This is a genomic window from Dethiosulfatibacter sp., from assembly GCF_983023055.1.
Map to the genome: position 1 here is coordinate 1 of NZ_CEZJXU010000131.1, position 5,529 is coordinate 5,529.

7 protein-coding genes are annotated in these 5,529 nt (G+C 34.6%); 6 read left to right on the top strand and 1 reads right to left on the bottom strand.

Annotation, left to right across the window (positions count from 1 at the left end):
• The coding region (gene pyrR / locus AC3AX0_RS06070; protein WP_487549412.1) for a bifunctional pyr operon transcriptional regulator/uracil phosphoribosyltransferase PyrR at nucleotides 1-425 on the top strand (425 nt) is incomplete at its 5' end.
• An 84-nt stretch (nucleotides 426-509) separates the two neighbouring features.
• Here pyrR and AC3AX0_RS06075 read toward each other — a convergent pair.
• On the bottom strand, nucleotides 510-2,252 hold the full coding sequence (locus AC3AX0_RS06075) for an Rqc2 family fibronectin-binding protein (RefSeq protein ID WP_487549413.1): 1,743 nt from the start codon (nucleotides 2,250-2,252) through the stop codon (nucleotides 510-512).
• A 117-nt stretch (nucleotides 2,253-2,369) separates the two neighbouring features.
• On the opposite strand from AC3AX0_RS06075, the gene AC3AX0_RS06080 reads away from it, so the two are divergent.
• From AC3AX0_RS06080 to AC3AX0_RS06100, 5 genes are all read left to right on the top strand, one after another.
• Nucleotides 2,370-3,257: a YicC/YloC family endoribonuclease gene (locus tag AC3AX0_RS06080; RefSeq protein WP_487549414.1), complete on the top strand. Its 888-nt coding sequence runs from the start codon at nucleotides 2,370-2,372 to the stop codon at nucleotides 3,255-3,257.
• A gap of 8 nt (nucleotides 3,258-3,265) precedes the next feature.
• Nucleotides 3,266-3,532: an extracellular matrix/biofilm regulator RemA gene (gene remA / locus AC3AX0_RS06085; protein WP_487549415.1), complete on the top strand. Its 267-nt coding sequence runs from the start codon at nucleotides 3,266-3,268 to the stop codon at nucleotides 3,530-3,532.
• The gene (gene gmk, locus AC3AX0_RS06090) at nucleotides 3,525-4,130 is read left to right on the top strand and encodes a guanylate kinase (protein ID WP_487549416.1); all 606 of its coding nucleotides are present in this window, start codon (nucleotides 3,525-3,527) and stop codon (nucleotides 4,128-4,130) included. Before remA ends, gmk begins: the two co-directional genes overlap by 8 nt.
• Before the next feature lies 1 nt (nucleotide 4,131).
• Nucleotides 4,132-4,326 (top strand): DNA-directed RNA polymerase subunit omega, encoded by a 195-nt coding sequence (rpoZ, locus tag AC3AX0_RS06095; protein WP_487549417.1) that lies wholly within the window; start codon nucleotides 4,132-4,134, stop codon nucleotides 4,324-4,326.
• Nucleotides 4,327-4,553: 227 nt separating this feature from the next.
• Nucleotides 4,554-5,529: primosomal protein N' family DNA-binding protein (locus AC3AX0_RS06100; RefSeq protein ID WP_487549418.1), on the top strand; the 976-nt coding region annotated here is incomplete at its 3' end.

Consider the following 5,529-nt stretch of genomic DNA (forward strand, 5'->3'; position numbering starts at 1 on the left):
TTGTCATTGGAATAAAATCCAGAGGGATTCCAATGGCAAAGCGAATCATTAGTATGATCAAGGATATAGAAGGTGAATCGGTACCCTATTATAGTCTCGATATATCTATGTATAGGGATGACGTAAACAATGTTGACAGCATAAATATTAACAAGGAAAAAGATATGGATGTAAAGGACAAGGTAGTAATACTTGTAGATGACGTACTCTTTACTGGTAGAACTGTAAGGGCTGCAATGGATGCAATCATAGATCAGGGAAGACCTAAGAAGATAGAACTTGCCGTTTTAATTGACAGGGGACACAGGGAACTGCCAATACGTGCTGATTTCGTTGGGAAAAATGTTCCAACGTCAAGAAGCGAAAGGGTGACTGTTCACATAGAGGAGCTTGACGGCCTCAATCAGGTTCTTATTGAGGAGTAAGTTAAGTATTGAAATGAATAATAAGAAGGGCTGCATTTTAGCTGGAATTAATCCAACTGAAATGCAGCCTTTTATTAAAGCACTTTAGTTCTTGATTTCAGGTTTTTTTGGTTCAATAATCAGTGAATAGTTTTCGTGGAATATGACAAAACCGGGTTTTGCTCCCTTAGGTTTCTTTACGTTGTATCTTTGAGTATAGTCTATTTCTACTTTTTGTTGTTTGTTATTTTTGCTGTAGAAGGCAGCATAGGAAGCAGCTTCTTCGATTGTTGAATCCGGAATATCTTTACCTTCAGCTCTAACTATAACATGTGAACCGGGAACGTTCTTGGCATGGAGCCATAAATCTTCCTTGGAAGACATTTTAAAGGTTATGAGGTCATTTTGAATATTGTTTTTCCCTATGAGTATTTCAAATCCGTCTTTTGACACAAGACATATTGGTTTGCTTTTTCCTATCTTGGTTTTCTTTTTTTCCATTGTGTTGATATAACGAGTTTCGTATAGTTCTTTTTTTATTTCCTCAAGTACCTCTATTTCAGATACTGATTCAAGGTTGTATAGTATGTTTTCTAGATATTCTATGTTTTCTTTTGTGATTTTTATTTGTATCTTTAAGTTTATTTCGGCAGTTTTAAGCTTGTTGTATCTTTTGTAGTATTTCTGGGCGTTTTGGGAAGGGGTAAGTCTTTTATCCAGTCTTATTTCAACCTGGGAATTATCTATATAGTTTATAGCTTCGAGCATTTCATCATCCTTGTTGATTTTGTATATATTTGCAATAACAAGATCACCATATGTTTTATAAATATCCCTGTTTTTAGATTTTGTTAGTTCCTGCAGGAGTTTTCCAAGCTTTTTTTTGTTTTTGTCAAGAAGACTTGAAATTTTCTTTCTGAGGTTGGATGTTTTCTGTTTAAAGCTGTTGAAGTTTGCCTTCTCATAATAGAAAACATCAAGGATTTCATTTACTGAGTTGTAATCAATTGGAGAACATCCTTCTAGATGAGTCATTCTGAAACAGTGGAAATCCAAATATTCTCCTGATTCTTCGTCAGCATATACAATAGGGGAATAATCTTTATTTTCAATGTTTTTTTTCAATTTTGAAATCGTACTGTAAAGAAGGTCTATTTTGCTTTCATCAAGTTCGCCAAGAAAATCATTTTCACTCAGAGATGATCTGTGACAAAGTTCTCTGGATAAAAATGGGCTCATTCCATAAAAAGATTTGACTATGAATTTTCCCAACTGTAGTCCCTGGTTGGATTCAATAAGAATTTTTTTGAATATCTCATCATCTATTTTCATCAAATTTATTTTTTTATCGAAAATTGGAGCGAGATATTTTACGCCTGGGAAAATTTGTCTTTTTGAGCTGACATTGTAGCCGATTCTTTTTATTGAATCAAGAACCTTGTTGTTTGAATCAGTCAACACTATATTGCTGTGTTTTCCCATGATCTCTATGAACAGTCTTTTTATAGCAAAGGTTTTAAGTTCGTCCCTTGTTTCAATTTCTAGCATAACTATTCTATCCATGTTGATTTGAACGATTTTTCTGATTATTCCGCTTGTTAGATGCTTTCTCAAGAACATGCAGAATGAAGGGGGTGTCTGTGGGTTCTTAAAGGTTTTACTGGTTGTATTAAGCCTTGGGAAGGAGCTGTTTGCTGAAAGAATAAGCTTTGTGTTTCCCTTGGATGATCTTAAGTTTAAAATGATTTCTTCCTTTTCAGGCTGGTAAATCTTATCTATTTTACTTCCTTCAACGGTATTGTTAAGTTCGGAAACAACACTGCTTAGGAAAAATCCGTCTAATGCCATATTTTTCTCCTTGAAATAATTTATCCTCTTATATTATAATGTTTCATTGATAATTACAATCATTGATGTTAAGATATAGTATAAATAATTATACGAATAATTACCCGGGAGGAATTAATGAACTTTGTAGGCAGTATGACAGGCTTTGGAAAAGGCGAACACACAAACGAAAATATTAAGTTTTCTGTTGAGATAAAAACAATCAACAACAGATACAATGATATAAATATAAGAACACCTAAATACATTAGAAGTTTTGAAGACAAAATAAGAAGAATTATAAAAAAACGCATAAGCAGAGGTAGGGTGGATGTTTCTGTTACTTATGAAATGCTTAAGGAGAGCGATGTTGAGGTTAAGGCCAATATACCCGTTGCAATACTTTACAAGAAAGCGTTAGAGGAACTGATAGAGGTTTTAGAACTTAAGGAATTACCATCATTGGATACATATTTAAAGCTTCCTGATATTCTTGAAACAAGAAAATCAGAGGAAGATGAAGATGAAACATGGATTGTTCTTGAGGAAGCTATTGAAAATTCAATAAAAGAGCTTATAGACATGAGGAACATTGAAGGGGAGGAGCTTAAGAATGATATCGTCAAGCAGGCCCATAGAATCGATGTTCTTATTGATGAAATAGAAACCTATGCAGGTACTGTAGTTGAGGAATATAAGCTTAAGCTTGAAAACAGAATAAGCGAGTTATTGACTGATAAGTATACAATTGATGAAAGTAAGCTATCTAATGAAATAGTGTTTTTTGCCGACAGGGCGGATATCAATGAAGAGATAGTCAGGTTTAGAAGTCATATCAAACAGCTGGTTGAAACGCTAAACAAGGGTGGAGTAATAGGGAGAAAGCTTGATTTCATTCTTCAGGAAATAAACAGGGAAGCAAATACAATTGCTTCCAAGTCAAGTTCTGTTGATATTACTCAAAGATCTGTTGAAGTCAAGAACTGTATAGAAAAGATGAGAGAACAGGTTCAAAATATAGAATAGGTGATTGTATGAGAATGATTAACATAGGTTTTGGCAACATAGTTTCGGAAGACAGGGTTATAGCGGTAATAAGTCCCGAGTCTGCCCCCATAAAAAGGGTGATTAATGATGCAAGGGATGGTAATAAGCTTATCGATGCCACATATGGAAGAAAAACCAGGGCTGTTATTGTCATGGACAGTAACCATGTTGTATTATCGGCCATTCAGCCTGAAACTGTAGCACAAAGATTTATGACTATAGATAGTATGGTAAAAGGAGTGGAAAATGACTAAAGGAGTTTTAATAGTTGTTTCGGGTCCTTCCGGGGCTGGAAAGGGCACATTATGCAAGGAATTGGTTGAGAGAAACAACGATATTGCACTTTCGATATCCTGTACAACAAGAGCCTTGAGAGGCAAGGAAGTCGAAGGTATAAACTATTATTTTATTAGTACAGAGGAGTTTAAATCAAGAATTGAGAATAATGATTTTCTGGAATATGCAAGTGTATATGGAAATTATTATGGAACTCCGAAGTGGAAAGTGTTAGAATTGATTGATAAAGGTGTTGACGTAATACTTGAGATAGATATTCAGGGAGCACTAAAAGTGAAGGAAGAATATCAGGACGGAGTATTTATTTTCATAGTGCCTCCATCTCTTCAGGAATTGAAGGAAAGAATAACGTCCAGAGGAACAGACAGTAAAGAAGCTATTATCAAAAGAATGGACTGTGCTTATGAGGAACTAAGCTATGCATTCAAGTATGATTACGCAATTGTTAACGATTATATAGAAAATGCCGTGGACAAGATAGAAGCTATTATTGTCGCGGAAAAGAACAAGGCAAATCGTCAGAAACAATTAATAAACAGTATAAGGGAGAATTAAGATGATAAAACCGCCGATTGATGAACTATTGAAAATGGTTGAAAGCAGATACATGTTGGTAACAGTAATATCAAAAAGAGCAAGATCGATAGTGGAAGGTGAAGAAATACTTGTTAAAACAGCACAATTAAAGCCCGTAAATATTGCAGTGGAAGAATTTTACGACGGTAAAATTGATTATGAAATAATTAAATAAAGCTTGCTCTGCAAGCTTTATTTAATTTTCTGGAAGTACAAAAGTGATTCGTAGAAATCATTAACGAGTCTTTATGGAATGTCAAAAAATCCGAAGGGTTCCATGTACCTGCGGATTTTACTTATAATCAGGACTGTGTTTTATTGTCAGTACCTGGTACTTGGAACTTATTAAACACTGAAGGGTTTATGCTCTTTAAATATTAAAATTTTTACGGAAGTGGGACCATGATTAGGTATTGTAATATTATCATAAACAATAAATCGAGAAATACAGATAAGTCCTATTGTTACAAGACCTGCGTAGGTTCTTTCGAAGAAACATTGACAGGAAGAAGAGTACTGGTGAATTTCAATAATTCTCTTATTGTTGGACTTGTTGTATCCGAAGAGGAATATGCAGAGATTGATGAGGACAAGGTCAAGGATATAATATCGGTCATAGACGAAGAGCCAATAATGGACGGAAATAAAATCCTGCTGGCGGAATGGATAAGGGAAACATACCTTTCAAGATTCAATGAAGCTTTTTCATTGATGAATCCACCCATGACAAAGATTGAAATCCTTATAAAATCAGAAGCTGACAAATCAGGTATTTTTGAAGACCTTTTGCCGAAAAACAAGTGGATAGCAATAAAGAAGCTTTCTGACATTCTCAAGGACAGAAGAATATTTGATTTTTTGAAATCCTCCCTTGAAAACGGTCATGCTATAATTGAAACAAGGGACAAGTCTTTTGAAAAGAAGGTTGTTGAATCTGTTCATCTTCTTAAAACTGATTTTGAGGACCATATAAGGAAAAATTCCCACAAGCAACTTCATATACTAGCTACAGTAAGGAATGGACCTGTTGAAATAAACAAGTTGATTAAAAGTACAGGCTCAACAAGGATGCAGATTAGAAAGCTTTGTGAAAAGGGATTTGCAAAAGTTGTTGTATCTGAATCAATGAAAGACACTGTGGACAAGGTTATCAACAAGGGAGAAGTGACAATCAGTGAAAGACAGCGCGATACTGTAGAAGGCATCTTGAAATCAGAAGTGAAAAAACATCTTATTCACGGTGTGACAGGCAGCGGCAAAACTGAAGTTTATATGAAAATCATTGAAAGCTTCATTGTTGATAACAAATCTGTTGTATATCTTATTCCAGAAATATCATTGACTCCACAGACAATCGAAAGATTCAAAAAAAGGTTTG